Raw genomic sequence first — 14755 nt, forward strand, 5'->3', positions numbered from 1 at the left:
AGGGCGTTTTAACCTTTCCTGAAATCCCCCCTAAAAAATCCTTCCCATCTCCAGCTGCCCCATCAGTAACGCGTTATCACTGTAATCCACCGGGACGGCGACGACGGCGGGGCCTTGTACGTCCATGGCGGCGCGGAGGGTGCTTTCCAGCGTTTCGGCGGAGGTGACGGCGAAACCTTTGGCGCCGAAGGCGTCGGCGTAGGCTTTGAAATCAATCGGGCCGAACTGGATGCCGGAGGTGCGCTGGTATTTTTTCTCTTCCTGGATTGCCACCATGTTGTAGGCCTCATCGACCCAGATGATGTGCAGCAGGTTGACGCCCAGACGGACGGCGGTTTCCAGTTCCATGCTTGATTGCATAAAGCCGCCGTCGCCGGATACGGAAACCACTTTGCGACCGGGATCGACCAGCGCAGCGCCGATGGCCCACGGTAGTGCGACGCCCATGGTTTGCTGACCGTTGGAAATCAGCACCTGACGGGCGCGGAAGCTGTAAAGGTAACGGGCGATCCAGATGTGGAAACTGCCCATATCGACGCACAGGGTGACGTCGCTGTTGACAATGTCCTGCATCGCGCGCACCAGACGCAGCGGGTGGATCGCAAACTGGTTCAGGCTGCGGCCTTTCTGGGCCAGCAGTTCACGTTGCTGGCGGCGATCTTCGAGGATCTCGACAGCAGAGGCGCTCAGATCGATACGCTGCGGGATCTGTTCCGTCAGCAGATCCAATGTGTCGGCAATGTCGCCCACCAGCTCGACGTCCGGCAGATAGTCGCTGTCGGTCTCGGCGGGCATCACGTCGATGTGCACCAGTTCGGCGGTGCCGTTACTCCATTGCGCCGGTTCATACTCGACCGGGCTGTAACCGATGGTGATCACCAGATCTGCATTGCGAAGCAGGCGGTCACCGGCCTGATTGTTGAACAGACCGACGCGTCCGGCGAAGCGGTGGAAGGAAGCCTGATCGATAACGCCCGCCGCCTGATAGGTGCTGGTGACCGGCAGATCGCTTTTGTGCAGCAGACGTCGGATCGCTTCGGCGTTACGTGGCTGGCTGGCCATCAGGCCGAGCAGCAGCACCGGATTTTTGGCCTGTTTCAGTAACTTTGCGACCTGCAATATCGCGTCGTGCGGCGCGCTGCCCAGTACCGGCGGTTGCGAGGTGAGTAATTTACCGCTGGCTGGTTCGTTGACGATATCCATCGGCAGGCTGATAAATGCCGCACCCGGACGCCCGAACTCGGCGGCGCGAAAACCGTTCGCCAGCACTTCGGCCAGCGCAGAAGGCGAGGTGACTTCAGCGGAATACTTGGTGACCGGGCGGAACATCGCCACGGTGTCCATGGTCTGGTGCACCTGTTTGACGTGGTCGGCGCGTTTAACGGCACCGCCGAGTGCGACCAGCGGATCGCCTTCGGATGTCGCGGTGGCGACGCCGGTGATCAGGTTCGAGCAGCCGGGGCCGGAGGTGACCAGCGCGACGCCCGCTTTGCCGGTGAGACGGCCCACGGCACCGGCCATAAAGGCGGCGTTGGCTTCGTGGCGTACCGGAATAGTTTTGATAGGGGAGTCGACCAGCGAATCAAATACGCGGTCGATTTTTGCGCCGGGAATGCCGAACACATGTTTGACACCCTGTGCTTCAAGCTGCGCGACGACCAGATCCGCACCACATTTCCAGTCGGTTTTACTGTCTGAGTTTTTCATGGTTTTCATCCTTCTTTCTGCGGTCTGTTAACTTTCAACCGACTGAATCGCATCATTTAAATCATCAGGGCATAAGTTGGCGTGCAGGAAATCGCTGTCCTGCGGAAAGTCGATCAACAGCTTTTCGACCGTGCCGAAGGTCAGCACGCCGCGCTCAACCTGATAATCCAGCACATGGCCGCCGCTGCTGCGTTCCTGATTGATAAAATGCTCGTGATAGCCCGCCACGTTAATGCCCTGCATATAGGCCGGTGTCAGAAATCCAATCAGCACGCCCTGGCTGTGTTCGATATGAAACGTCGGCTGGGCTTCGATGGCTTCCAGCATCGGTTTATACGGGCGGTGCTGTTCCGGCACGGTACGGGTCTCGACGCAGCTGAACTCGCCATCAATGCGCAGGGCGCAGAAGGTGTTCTGGCTGGCGACGACGTCGTCGATCACCTTGTGGATTTGCTCGCGGCTGTGCGGGCGGTCAATCACGTATTCATCAGTCGGGTTAAAGAATGTCATGACGGCGAACGGTGTTTTTTGTTCAGGAAGGGCGCGCCGGGCGCTGCCGTCGCCGCGTAACTGGAAGATGTTGCTGTTGAACGCGATCAGTTCGCCGTCGAGATGGTTGAAGGTACCGAGACCAAAATCGCCGTGTTCCAGCAGGTCTGCCATTGTGGTGTTGCCTTCATACACACCGCTCAGCAGGGCGCTCATCAGCGACGACTGATACAAAACGCGGTCAGGATGCTGATGTTTAAACGCTGTTGCGGTGCGGGCAATGTCCGCCACGCAGGAGCAGGATTCGGAATGGTTTTTCATGCAGGGGTCTCCGTCGAATAATTAACTTTGCTAACTAAAAGGTTGACCCCATTCCGCCCTGAGTTCCAATATGAGGAGGTGTTCACTTTGAGACGTTTTTGATATGGAACTTCGTCACCTGCGCTATTTTGTCGCGGTAGCAGAGACGGGACACTTCACCCGTGCTGCCGAACAGCTTGGGATCTCCCAGCCTCCGCTGAGCCAGCAAATCCAGCGGCTCGAACATGAAATCGGCACTCCTTTACTCAAACGCCTGACCCGTGGCGTCGAGCTGACCGAAGCCGGAAAAGTGCTGTACGACGACGCACAAACCATCATCAAACTGACCGATGCCGCCCTTGAGCGCACCCGCGCCGTTGCGCGTGGTATGAACGGTACGCTGCGACTCGGCTTTGCCACGTCGACGGCGTTTAACCCGCAGGTTTTTGCGTTGCTGCATCGCTTTCGGGATAAATATCCGGGCATGGTTCTCGAACCGCTGGAAAAGGATATGGCGGGGCTGATGACGGCTATGAGCGAGGGCGCGCTGGATGCGGCGTTTATCCGTCTGCCGTGCGAGCGCAGCAAAGAGTTCAGTTTTAAGGTGCTGGATATCGAGGAAATGATGGTGGCGCTGCCCAAAACCCATCCGCTCAGTCAGGGAAAGGAAGTCCGGCTGTCGGCGCTGCGCCACGATACGCTGATCACCTTCCCGCGAGATTTATCGCCGGGGCTTTATGATGCCGTCACGCATGCGTGTGAAGAGGCTGGATTTTCGCCGCGCTACGGGCAGCAGTGTCCGCAGATTACCTCGGCGCTGAGTATGGTGGCGACAGGATTTGGTTACGCGCTGATACCGGCGTCGCTGAGTAAGATTGATGAAGCCAATGTGAGGTGTCTGCCCCTGGCAGGGCAGACATTAACGACGCAGATCGCGCTCGCCTGGCGCAGAACGGATAACTGCAAGGCGGCGCTGCATCTGGTGGGATTGTTGTCGGTTAAACCACAATAATCACAGACACGCGGCGGTTCTGAGCGCGTCCGGCCTGGGTTTTATTGCTGGCGACAGGTTTGCTCTGGCCCAGTCCACGGGTATGGATATTGGCGCGCGGCATTCCGGCATCGGCAAAGGCGGCGGCGACGGTGTCAGCGCGGCGCAGCGACAGATCGTTGTTGTAAGCCGGATCACCGTAGTTATCGGTATGGCCGTCGAGATTGACCTTGTTCAGGCCGACGTGCAGAAGTTCGCCCGCCAGTTTTTCCACTGACTGCTTACTTTCGGCGGAAAGCTTATCCTGATTATTGCCAAACAGAACTTTGGCATCCAGTCCCAGTTCCCAGCCCGCATCGGTTTGCGAGAAACCGTTCTTTTGCAGCACGGCGATTTGTTCCGGTGTTAATCCCGCAGGTTTACTCTGACAGGCGGCCAGCAGCACAATGCACAGCCCCATTGCGGCGAACTGATACCAGGATTTGAACGTATTGCAGGTCTTCATAGTCATTAATTCCTTTTAGTGTTTCATCGCGACAGGAAGCGGCATGCCTGAAGACACATGCCAGCAACTGCCGGATATTCTTTTAGAGCGATACATGGCCTCATCGGCCTTTTCGAGAATTTCTTTCGCACTGTTTGCCTGTGAAGGCGAAAGCGCAATGCCGATGCTGAGTGACACATCCAGCGTTTTGTTGTTGAGCAAAATGACCGGCGTTTTCATGATCTCGACAATCCGCTCGGCGAACGCCACTGCTTCGGCGGTAGAGATCATCGGCTCAAGCAGAATGGCAAATTCATCGCCGCCCAGACGGGCCAGCACATCCCCCTTACGCAGGGTTTTTGCCAGTCTTTCGCCAATCACCATCAGTACCCGGTCGCCGGCGGCGTGCCCGAGTGAATCATTGATTTCCTTAAAGTTATCAACATCGATGAACAGCAACGCCAGCGATAGCGGTGCTCTTACCGGATTGAAACACTGATTAAGGGTATCAATGAAAAACGCGCGATTATGCAGACCGGTCAGGCCGTCGTGCAACGCTTTTTTTGTCAGCGAAACGTTCTCGTTCCGCATATGGTTTTCCCAGGCTTCCAGCTCGGTCAGCAGGCTGTTGAAGTCCTGGCTGAGTGTATGCAGCTCGACTATTGGCGCGGAAGGAACGCGCAGACTAAACGACCGGTTAGCACTGACTTCATGGGTGACATGGGTAATGTGACCGAGGGCATCGACAATGCCTTTTTGCATCCGGCGGGAAAAATACAGCGCGACCAGCGCGGTCAGCACCAGACAACCGAGCAGGCTCAGGATAGTTTCCGCCAGGAAGCCAATCAGACTGCTGCCGTTACCTTCTAGCCAGATGGTGCCGATGACCGAGCCGGAATGCACCACCGGTACGGTCACGGGTTCCGGAAACGCCACATGGCCGACGAACTGACCCAGTTTGTCCCAGTTGCTGTGGATCGGACGCTGCCACTCGGTGAATGTCGCACCCGCTGGCGTCAGAATTTTTGCCTGGGTGAAATCGCCGCGTCTGGCGATAAATTCCAGCGAGTCATGCGCCGCCGAAGGGTCATTAAAGACCAGTGCGGCTTCCGTGGTGTAACCGATGGCGCGCGCGGTCAGTTGCAGATTGCTTTCCGCGTGAGAACGCAGGGCGATTAACGCCAGCAACGTCAGCAGGAAACCGGCGAGACCGATCGCCGTTAAAATCACAATCACATGAATTCGGTTCAGTGCAGCGCTCAGCGTCGGACGCTGGCCTGACTGTTCAACCTCAGGAACAGGAATTTTGTTTTTCATGGTCACTCCTTTTCCCTGGCAAGTTGTAATACGGCGGGATTTACCCGCACGCCGCTGCGGGACAGCGTGTCCAGATTCAATTTGAATCCGGTATGAAGTGGCGTCATCACCAGACAAAACGCATTCAGTAATGCACAGGCATCATCCTGTTCACCGATAGTGAGAATTGCATGGCCTTCCAGGCGCTGATGTAAATCTGCCTGCTGTTCCGTTGTCATGTTGCCGGAATAAATAGCATCGCACTCCGATGTGAGCAGCGGGCTGTCGAACGGAAGCGTCATGACTTTGAGTGGCCGGCCGGTGAATGCGCTGCCATCCGGGGTAAGTTGCGCGGCGTATTTCACGGGAGGGATGATGCAAAGCGTTAAGACGGACGTGGGGGTTGCGCCCGGCCAGCGCGAATAGCTCAGGATGCCGTTGACGGTCTGCGCGACAGCCGCATCCGCCTGCGGATCGCTGTCTTGTGCAACACCCGATGTCAGCGGAGCGACCATCAGCATCAGCAGCAGGACAATGCCATACGCAGCCTTAATAAAACGGCGTAGTGATGTCCCTGCTGGCGGGCAAAAAGGTGATCGGGCTTTTCCCATTGAGTCGCTCTGTGTTTCTTCCGGTTGAAATGATTTCCCCAGCGTAAGAATAACTTTATCGGCAATAGTTCCGAAAGCGTAAGTGTAAAAATTTTCCTTCTGTAACTGCGGTCGCGTTGTGGCGTATTTTTTACACAAGTCAGAAAACAGAGGAAATTCAGAAGGAATGTTAACGTATTCCGTTTTTTTAAGAGGTGAATGGAGTGGTCAATTTATGAACAATTTAGTTCAGGGAGTCAGACTATAAATAATACATGTTGCTGGTATTTCAATCGTTATTTAAATAATAGTCACGGGCATAACAAAATATCACAAAAAATAGATGTTACTGTAATCACTATTTGATGAATTTAAATTAGAGAAAATGTTAATGGTTTGGAATTTAAAGGAATATCAGTCCGCATTTTAAAGATATTCGTGACCATGATCTCAAAGCTATGCGGTTATCCAGATTTTTATGCTGCTGATAGGTATCATGCCCACATTAATGGTATGTTTTATCCGTCAGGGTGGTTTTTTTGATGACGGGTGCAGTAAAAAAACATCAACCATTCCTGGGGAAACGGAATTATTTTTATAATTAGGTGCTGAGGAATCATGGATAATACAACAATCGGGACGCTGTCTAAAAAATCGGTAAGTTCCTGGCGTAAAACTGACACTATGTGGATGTTAGGTTTATATGGAACAGCAATTGGTGCAGGTGTTCTCTTTCTTCCTATTAATGCCGGTATCGGCGGTCTCATTCCATTAATCATTATGGCGATCCTCGCCTTCCCAATGACATTCTTCGCTCACCGCGGATTAACCCGGTTTGTATTATCCGGAAAGAATGCCGGTGAAGATATTACGGAAGTCGTGGAAGAGCATTTCGGTATTTCAGCCGGTAAATTAATTACCCTGCTTTATTTCTTCGCCATTTATCCTATTCTGCTGGTTTACAGCGTGGCGATCACTAATACGGTTGAGAGTTTTATTACTCACCAGATGCATATGAATGCGCCACCGCGTGCGTTACTGTCTCTGATCCTGATTTTGGGCTTAATGACGCTGGTACATTTCGGTCAGGATATGATCGTGAAAGCGATGAGTATTCTGGTCTTCCCGTTTGTTGCGGTGCTGATGGCGCTGGCGCTGTACCTTATTCCTAACTGGAATACGTCAGTGTTTGAAAACGTCTCCATGTCGGGCAATGGCGTGGGTCACGGTATGCTGATGACATTGTGGCTGGTCATTCCGGTGATGGTATTCTCCTTTAACCACTCGCCGATTATCTCCTCTTTCGCTGTCGCAAAACGCAAAGAGTATGGCGAAGACGCTGAGAGAAAATGTTCACGTATTCTGGCATTTAGCCACATCATGATGGTTATCACCGTGATGTTCTTCGTCTTCAGCTGCGTACTGAGCCTGTCTCCGGCAGACCTGATGGAAGCTAAATCGCAGAACGTGTCTATTCTGTCTTATTTAGCCAACCACTTCTCTAACCCGGTCATTGAATATATCGCGCCATTTATTGCCTTTATCGCGATTACCAAATCTTTCCTCGGCCATTATCTGGGTGCGCGTGAAGGTTTCAACGGCATGGTAATTAAGTCATTGCGTGGTAAAGGGAAAACTATTGCCCTGCCAACGCTGAACCGTTATACCGGCATCTTCATGTTATTAACCACCTGGTTAGTCGCTACCCTGAATCCAAGTATTCTGGGTATGATCGAAACGCTGGGTGGTCCGATTATTGCGATGCTGTTATTCCTGATGCCTATGTATGCGATTCGTAAAGTTCCTGCGATGAGAAAATACAGCGGCCATATCAGCAATGTGTTCGTAGTGATTATGGGTCTGATTGCCATGTCAGCCATCGTATTTAGCCTGATTGGTTAATGAGTAAAGTATTTAAAGTTAATTGAAATAAAGTGGGCGGGAATATTCCTGCTCACTTTCCTCCCGTATTTTTGCCCGTCATCTTATTCACATGGAGTGCCCACCGTGATCAGCGTCTTCGATATTTTCAAAATTGGTATTGGTCCTTCCAGTTCGCATACTGTTGGCCCGATGAAAGCCGGGAAAATATTCACTGATGAACTTATCTCTTCTGGCCATATTACTCATACCACCCGTGTGGTCGTCGATGTCTATGGTTCTTTATCGTTAACCGGTAAAGGCCACCACACCGATCTGGCGATCATCATGGGGCTGGCCGGCAATATGCCGGACGATGTGGATATTGATGCGATCCCGGCGTTTATCCGTCAGGTGGAAACTTCCGGGCGACTGATGCTCGGCAAGGGCGCGAAGGAAGTGGATTTCCCGGCCGGTTCCGGGATGAATTTCCATTTTAATAATCTGCCTTTACACGAAAACGGCATGACAATCAGCGCGTTCAACGGTGATGAGCTGCTGTATACGCAAACCTATTATTCTATTGGCGGCGGCTTTATTGTCGAAGCCAGCAAGTTCGGCCTGCAGGATGAAAACCCTGTGGTGCGACCGTACCCGTTCCGTTCGGCCAGTGATTTGCAAAAGCATTGCACCGACACCGGCCTGTCCCTGTCGGCGCTGATGCTGCAAAACGAGCTGGCCAGCCATACACGTGCAGAAATCAGCGAACACTTTGCGGCTATCTGGAATGTGATGAGCGAAGGCATTACGCGCGGTATTCATACCGAAGGGCTGTTGCCAGGCCCGATGAAAATCAACCGCCGCGCCGCGGCGCTGCGTCGTATTCTGGTGACGCAGGATAAAAACAACGTTGATCCGATGGGCGTGGTGGACTGGATCAATATGTACGCGATGGCTGTTAACGAAGAAAACGCGGCAGGCGGACGGGTTGTAACGGCACCGACCAACGGCGCATGTGGCATCATTCCGGCGGTGCTGACGTATTACGATCAGTTCATCCGTCCGATCAGCCCGGATTCTTACAGCCGTTTCTTCCTCGCATCCGGCGCGGTCGGCATTTTGTTCAAAATGAACGCCTCGATTTCCGGTGCAGAAGTGGGCTGTCAGGGCGAAGTCGGCGTGGCTTGTTCCATGGCGGCAGCCGGTCTGACTGAGCTGCTGGGCGGCAGCACGGCGCAGGTGTTAATGGCGGCAGAAATCGCCATGGAACATCACCTCGGGCTGACGTGTGACCCGCTCGCCGGACAGGTTCAGGTGCCGTGCATCGAACGAAATGCCATTTCGGCGGTTAAAGCGGTCAATGCTTCACGTATGGCACTGCGCCGTACCAGCGAGCCGCGCGTGTGTCTCGATAAAGTCATCGAAACCATGTACGAAACCGGCAAAGACATGAACTCAAAATATCGTGAAACCTCGACGGGAGGGTTAGCGATTAAAGTGTTAGCGTGTAATTGATTTCTTTCTACATCATTTCCTAAAAAGGCGGGAAACCGCCTTTCTCGTCTCCTTCCTGATTTTTGTCCTGTGCTATGTTTTCAGATACCTGCATTACGCAGAGGTATGTTTTTTTCTGCCTCACAACACCTGGAAAACAGTTAAAAGGAAAGATCCGGCATGTCTAAATTCTTTATGAATGACCGTAAGTCTCTGATTAACGATGTTATCGAAGGGGTGATCCTGACCTCTCCCTACAAAAATCTGGCAAAACTGGACGTTGATCCGGCTATTCGCGTGGTCGTTCGCCGCGACTGGGATAAGAAAAAAGTCGCCCTGATTTCCGGCGGTGGCTCCGGTCACGAACCGGCCCACGTCGGTTTTGTCGGTAAGGGAATGCTCACCGCAGCGGTGTGCGGCGAAGTGTTTGCGTCACCGAGCGTGGACGCTGTGCTGAATGCGATTGTGGCGGTCACCGGTAAAGCGGGCTGCCTGCTGATTGTGAAAAACTACACCGGCGACCGTCTGAACTTTGGTCTGGCGGCCGAGAAAGCCAAAGGCATGGGCTACGACGTCGAGCTGGTGATGGTATCCGACGACATTTCTCTGCCGGACAACAAGCAGCCTCGCGGTATCGCGGGGACGGTGCTGGTGCATAAAATTGCCGGTTATGCCGCAGAGCAGGGGAAATCTCTCAAAGACGTCACCAAAATTGCGCAGCAGGCCATTGATGCCACGGCGAGTATTGGTGTGGCGGCCGCAGGTTGCAGTCTGCCGGGCGGCGGCGAAGATGAGGAAGAACAGCGTATCGAATCGGGCCACGTTGAGCTGGGATTAGGTATTCACGGTGAGCCTGGCGTCTCGACGATGAAAACTCAGAACAGTAAAAAAGTGGTAGATACGCTGGTTGAAAAGCTCCAGCAGCATGTGAAAAAAAGCGACAAGCTGGCGGTATTGATCAATAACCTCGGCGGCGTTTCTCCGCTTGAAATGAGTCAGATCACTAAAGAAGTGGTGCATTCTGCGCTGGGTAGTTCGGTGCGTTATCTCATCGGACCCGCTTCACTCGTCAGTGCGCTGGATATGAAAGGTTTTTCGCTTTCCGTGATCGCGCTGAAAGGCGGAATTGAAGAAGCGTTGCTGGCAGAGGTGGAGGCCGCGGGCTGGCATCCACTGGTTAAGCTGGAAAAACTGGCGACTAAAAAAGGTAAAGCCATCAGCGATAAAAAATCCGTTAAAGCGTCATCAAATGCCGAAGTCGGCAAGATAGTCGAAACCATCACACAGACACTTTCCGGTCTGGAAGATGAACTGAATAAGCTCGATGCCAAAGTGGGTGACGGCGATACCGGTTCGACATTTGCCACCGGCGCGCGCGATATCCAGAAGCAGAACAAAGGCAAAAAATTGCCGCTGAATAATGTTGCCGATCTTCTTGGCGTAGTCGGCGATCGTCTGGCAACAGTGATGGGCGGATCGAGCGGCGTGCTGATGTCGATCTTCTTCACGGCCGCGGGTAAGAAAGTCGCGGAGGGCGAGAAATTACCGAAAGCGCTGCTGTTCGGTCTTGAGCGCATGAAGCATTATGGCGGTGCTGATCTCGGCGATCGCACGATGATCGACGCACTTCAGCCCGCGCTGGAAGCCCTTGGCAAGAAAGATGCGCTGAAAGGTGCTGCGAAAGCCGCCGCTAAAGGCGCCAAAGACACGGCCAGCATGAAAAAAGCTAACGCCGGGCGTTCATCCTATCTGAGCAGCGACAGCCTGAAAGGCGTCAAAGATCCGGGTGCAGTCGCAGTCGAAAAAGTGTTTGAAGCACTGGCGAAGAAATAAAATTCTTTCGCTTAAAAGAAAGGCCTGCGGGAATTGGCAGGCCTTTAAGAGAATGTCATTACCCGCCCTTTAACTACGTTACGTTATGAAAATTCGTTTTTGTTTATCAGCGAGTAGGTCTTTGTATCCTTTATTCTCTGGGTTTTACCGGAATACGTTTGCTCTGAAATAAGCAGTCGTCCAGCGCGCACACTTTCTCTGGAACATTGGTCGTAAAAAGGATCGTAAGTTCCACGGCCACATTTACCCTTCAGGCCACGGTTCGACCATTTATTCATTTTCATTTTCCATTCGAGAGAATAATGCGCCAGAGGACAGACAATTTTTCCCCACGGGTCGCAAATTAACGTATTTTCCATAATTTTTCCGCTGCCGCGCGGGGGTTCAGTTCCTACTAATACCAGGCTGTGATCGACAGGGTGCTTGAGAAAAATAGTGAGTATTTTTATTGGCGTTTTGACTAGTTTTTCAAGTTCACGAATATGTTCAGTGAGATACCAGAACGCGATCATGGCATTTTCACCACAGTTACCGGCATTGCGTATCCCGTTGCGGTGATCCTGTTCGTATTTCCGGTAGACCTGTTGTGGTGCCAGTTTGAGCTTTCTGTTAGCGGCCAGATTCAGAGAACGATTCCTGTCTCCGCCCAGAGAATGCATCCGGTACTTGTCGGGATTGGTCATCATCAGCCCATCGATCATTCTTTTATCAGGATAGAATTTATTGGCTGATTTCATGGGGATTCTTGAGCGTGTATACAGCATTGCTTCCCTGAGTTTTGGCAACAATAACTTTTGAAATTGTTTACTGTCCATGGCCACGATGATCCTTCAATGTGAAAGTAATTAACGGATCATTTGAGCACTCTTTAATCCGCAGATACAGGAAATGACATATTCAGAAATCTCAATTACTGAGGAGGTCAAATCGCCCGGTCAGGATCCGGAATGCTAAAAAGTAGAAGTTGATCTAAAACAAATTTAGGCGATTTGCTCCCCCGCAGTGGTTTTTGTCCCCGTATAATTTGCGGCCAATTATTTGCCGCCGAACGAAGAAACTACATTATGTCAGTCAGCCTGATCCAACCCGATCGCACCCTATTTTCTTACCCACGTTACTGGGCGGAATGCTATGGCACCGCGCCGTTTTTCCCAATGAGCCGGGCGGAAATGGATGAACTGGGCTGGGACAGTTGTGATGTGATCGTGGTGACCGGAGATGCGTACGTCGATCATCCGAGTTTTGGCATGGCGATCATTGGCAGGATGCTGGAAGCGCAGGGGTTTCGCGTCGGGATCATCGCTCAGCCGGACTGGACCAACAAAGAGGATTTCATGCGGCTTGGCAAACCGAATCTGTTTTATGGCGTGACTGCCGGCAATATGGATTCGATGATCAACCGTTATACCGCCGACCGGAAGCTGCGCCATGACGATGCCTATACGCCGGGCAACGTGGGCGGTAAACGCCCGGATCGCGCGACGCTGGTTTACACCCAGCGCTGCAAAGAAGCTTTCAGCGATGTGCCGGTGTTGCTCGGCGGCATTGAAGCCAGTCTGCGGCGTATCGCGCATTACGATTACTGGTCCGATACCGTGCGGCGCTCTGTGCTGGTGGATTCCAAAGCTGACATGCTGATTTATGGCAACGGCGAAAGGCCACTGGTGGAAGTGGCACACCGTCTGGCGGCGGGTGAATCCATTACGGATATTCACGACGTTCGCAATACGGCGGTGATGCGTAAAACGGCGCTGATCGGCTGGAGCGGAGTGGATTCCACGCGGCTCGATAAGCCGGGGCGCATTGAGCCGATCATGAATCCGTACGGCGAAGACTTACCCTGTTCAGAAGGTGAACTGCCTGCGCCCGATGCCCCGCAGCCGGTGACGGTGCGCGCGCCCAAGCCGAAACCGTGGGAGAAAACCTACGTTCTGCTGCCGTCATTTGAAAAAGTGAAGGGCGACAAGGTGCTGTATGCCCATACCTCGCGCATTTTGCATCATGAAACCAACCCGGGTTGTGCCCGCGCGCTAATGCAAAAACACGGTGACCGCTATGTGTGGATCAATCCACCGGCAATCCCGCTTTCTACTGAAGAAATGGATGAAGTGTTTGGATTGCCTTTCCAGCGCGTGCCGCATCCGTCTTACGGTAAAGCGACTATTCCGGCGTATGACATGATCCGTTTCTCGATCAATATCATGCGTGGTTGTTACGGCGGTTGCGCATTTTGTTCGATCACCGAGCATGAAGGGCGGATCATTCAGAGCCGCTCGGAAGAGTCGATCGTGCGTGAAATCGAAGAGATCCGCGACAGCGTACCAGGATTCACCGGTGTGATTTCCGATCTCGGTGGTCCGACGGCCAACATGTATATGCTGCGCTGTCAGTCGCCAAAAGCGGAGCAAAGCTGCCGCCGTGCTTCCTGCGTATACCCTGAAATCTGTACACACATGGACACCAACCATGAGCCGACGATCAACCTTTATCGCCGTACGCGCAGCCTGAAAGGTATCAAGAAAATCCTGATCGCTTCGGGCGTACGTTATGATCTGGCGGTAGAGGATCCGCGTTATATTAAAGAGCTGGCGGAGCATCACGTCGGCGGTTATCTGAAGATCGCGCCGGAGCACACCGAAACCGGGCCGCTTTCTAAAATGATGAAACCGGGCATGGGCAGCTATTACCGGTTCAAAGAACTGTTCGACAGCTATTCGAAACAGGCCGGGAAAGAGCAGTATCTGATCCCGTATTTTATCTCCGCGCATCCGGGCACGCGCACTGAAGATATGATCAATCTGGCGCTGTGGCTGAAGAAAAATCGCTTCCGTCTGGATCAGGTGCAGAACTTCTATCCGTCACCGCTCGCCAGTGCGACCACCATGTATTACAGCGGCAAGAATCCGCTCAGCAAAGTGGATTATAAAAGTGAAGATGTGGTGGTGCCGAAAGGGGATCGTCAGCGGCGGTTGCATAAAGCGTTGCTGCGCTATCACGATCCGGCGAACTGGCCGGTGATCCGCGAGGCACTGACCGCAATGGGGATGCGCCGCCTGATTGGGATCCGACCTGATTGCCTGGTACCACCGGACGGATTTGATCCGAAGTTTGCACCGTCACGTTCGGGGAAAGCGAAACCGGCGACTACGCGATTTACTGCCTCAAAAGCGCAAAATCCGGGTGCCGTAAAAGGAAAACCCGCCGGTCAGCGGGTTAATCGAGGTAAAAGACCGGTTTAAGATCGCTACTGATCGGGCTGTTATCGGCATTGGCAGGCATTACGTCTGCCATATGCTTCCACCACTTCTGGCAAATATCCGTTTTTGCCACGGCATTCCATCTTTCTTCAGATTCAATTTCCACATAGCCAAACAGCAGATTACGTTTTTCATCGAGAAAAATGCTGTAGTGATGTGCGCCGTGGGCTTTCAGGGTTTCCGCCAGTTCCGGCCAGATTGGTGAATGACGACGCTGATATTCATCGTGTGCATCTGGATTAACCTGCATAACGAAGGATTTACGGATCATGTTTTTCTCCGGTTAGATTTACTCCCTCCCCTGCGAAGGGGAGGGCTGGGGTGGGGTATTAATGGCAGCGTTGAATCTGAAGTTGCCTGTGTTCTGGTCTAGTAAAAGTTGACACCCCATTAAGCGGCGACCTCATATTCGTTTGGTGAAAGACCACCAAGATGGGTATGAGGTCGCCACATA

The 14755-nt window shown here is 52.8% G+C and carries 12 protein-coding genes; 5 read left to right on the plus strand and 7 right to left on the minus strand.

What is annotated here, in order from left to right:
• Window positions 1-30 precede the first annotated feature (30 nt).
• Window positions 31-1707: an acetolactate synthase AlsS gene (gene alsS / locus EC840_RS17845; RefSeq protein WP_113876404.1), complete on the minus strand. Its 1677-nt coding sequence runs from the start codon at window positions 1705-1707 to the stop codon at window positions 31-33.
• A gap of 27 nt (window positions 1708-1734) precedes the next feature.
• On the minus strand, window positions 1735-2517 hold the full coding sequence (gene budA / locus EC840_RS17850) for an acetolactate decarboxylase (RefSeq protein ID WP_113876280.1): 783 nt from the start codon (window positions 2515-2517) through the stop codon (window positions 1735-1737).
• 103 nt (window positions 2518-2620) lie between these two features.
• On the opposite strand from budA, the gene EC840_RS17855 reads away from it, so the two are divergent.
• Window positions 2621-3508 (plus strand): LysR family transcriptional regulator, encoded by an 888-nt coding sequence (locus EC840_RS17855; protein WP_112289474.1) that lies wholly within the window; start codon window positions 2621-2623, stop codon window positions 3506-3508.
• On the opposite strand, the gene EC840_RS17860 is transcribed toward EC840_RS17855, so the two are convergent.
• From EC840_RS17860 to EC840_RS17870, 3 genes are read right to left on the minus strand one after another with little or no spacing between them, the layout of a single operon-like run.
• Complete coding sequence (locus EC840_RS17860) at window positions 3495-3992, minus strand: OmpA family protein (protein ID WP_112289475.1); 498 nt, start codon at window positions 3990-3992, stop codon at window positions 3495-3497. The two genes, EC840_RS17855 and EC840_RS17860, sit on opposite strands and share 14 nt — an antisense overlap.
• A 15-nt stretch (window positions 3993-4007) precedes the next feature.
• On the minus strand, window positions 4008-5288 hold the full coding sequence (locus EC840_RS17865; RefSeq protein ID WP_113876282.1) for a diguanylate cyclase: 1281 nt from the start codon (window positions 5286-5288) through the stop codon (window positions 4008-4010).
• 2 nt (window positions 5289-5290) lie between these two features.
• A complete protein-coding gene (locus tag EC840_RS17870; RefSeq protein ID WP_113876405.1) occupies window positions 5291-5878 on the minus strand; it encodes a YfiR family protein in 588 nt (195 codons plus the stop codon).
• A gap of 597 nt (window positions 5879-6475) precedes the next feature.
• On the opposite strand from EC840_RS17870, the gene EC840_RS17875 reads away from it, so the two are divergent.
• The 3 genes from EC840_RS17875 (at window position 6476) to EC840_RS17885 (ending at window position 11044) form a co-directional block, all read left to right on the plus strand.
• Window positions 6476-7759 carry an HAAAP family serine/threonine permease gene (locus EC840_RS17875; protein WP_132966412.1) on the plus strand — a complete coding sequence of 428 codons (1284 nt, stop codon included), beginning with the start codon at window positions 6476-6478 and terminating at the stop codon, window positions 7757-7759.
• A 105-nt stretch (window positions 7760-7864) separates the two neighbouring features.
• Window positions 7865-9232 carry an L-serine ammonia-lyase gene (locus EC840_RS17880; protein WP_132966414.1) on the plus strand — a complete coding sequence of 456 codons (1368 nt, stop codon included), beginning with the start codon at window positions 7865-7867 and terminating at the stop codon, window positions 9230-9232.
• 159 nt (window positions 9233-9391) lie between these two features.
• A complete protein-coding gene (locus tag EC840_RS17885; RefSeq protein WP_112289479.1) occupies window positions 9392-11044 on the plus strand; it encodes a dihydroxyacetone kinase subunit DhaK in 1653 nt (550 codons plus the stop codon).
• An 83-nt stretch (window positions 11045-11127) separates the two neighbouring features.
• Here the strand turns inward: EC840_RS17885 and EC840_RS17890 are convergent, their stop codons facing one another.
• The gene (locus EC840_RS17890; protein ID WP_132966416.1) at window positions 11128-11859 is read right to left on the minus strand and encodes a hypothetical protein; all 732 of its coding nucleotides are present in this window, start codon (window positions 11857-11859) and stop codon (window positions 11128-11130) included.
• Between the two features lie 249 nt (window positions 11860-12108).
• On the opposite strand from EC840_RS17890, the gene EC840_RS17895 reads away from it, so the two are divergent.
• Window positions 12109-14283 (plus strand): YgiQ family radical SAM protein, encoded by a 2175-nt coding sequence (locus tag EC840_RS17895; protein ID WP_132966418.1) that lies wholly within the window; start codon window positions 12109-12111, stop codon window positions 14281-14283.
• Here the strand turns inward: EC840_RS17895 and rhaM are convergent.
• Window positions 14258-14572 carry an L-rhamnose mutarotase gene (rhaM, locus tag EC840_RS17900; RefSeq protein WP_120161989.1) on the minus strand — a complete coding sequence of 105 codons (315 nt, stop codon included), beginning with the start codon at window positions 14570-14572 and terminating at the stop codon, window positions 14258-14260. The two genes, EC840_RS17895 and rhaM, sit on opposite strands and share 26 nt — an antisense overlap.
• Window positions 14573-14755: the final 183 nt, after the last annotated feature.

This window comes from Rahnella sp. JUb53 (genome assembly GCF_004346065.1).
Taxonomy (GTDB): Bacteria; Pseudomonadota; Gammaproteobacteria; order Enterobacterales; family Enterobacteriaceae; genus Rahnella; species Rahnella variigena.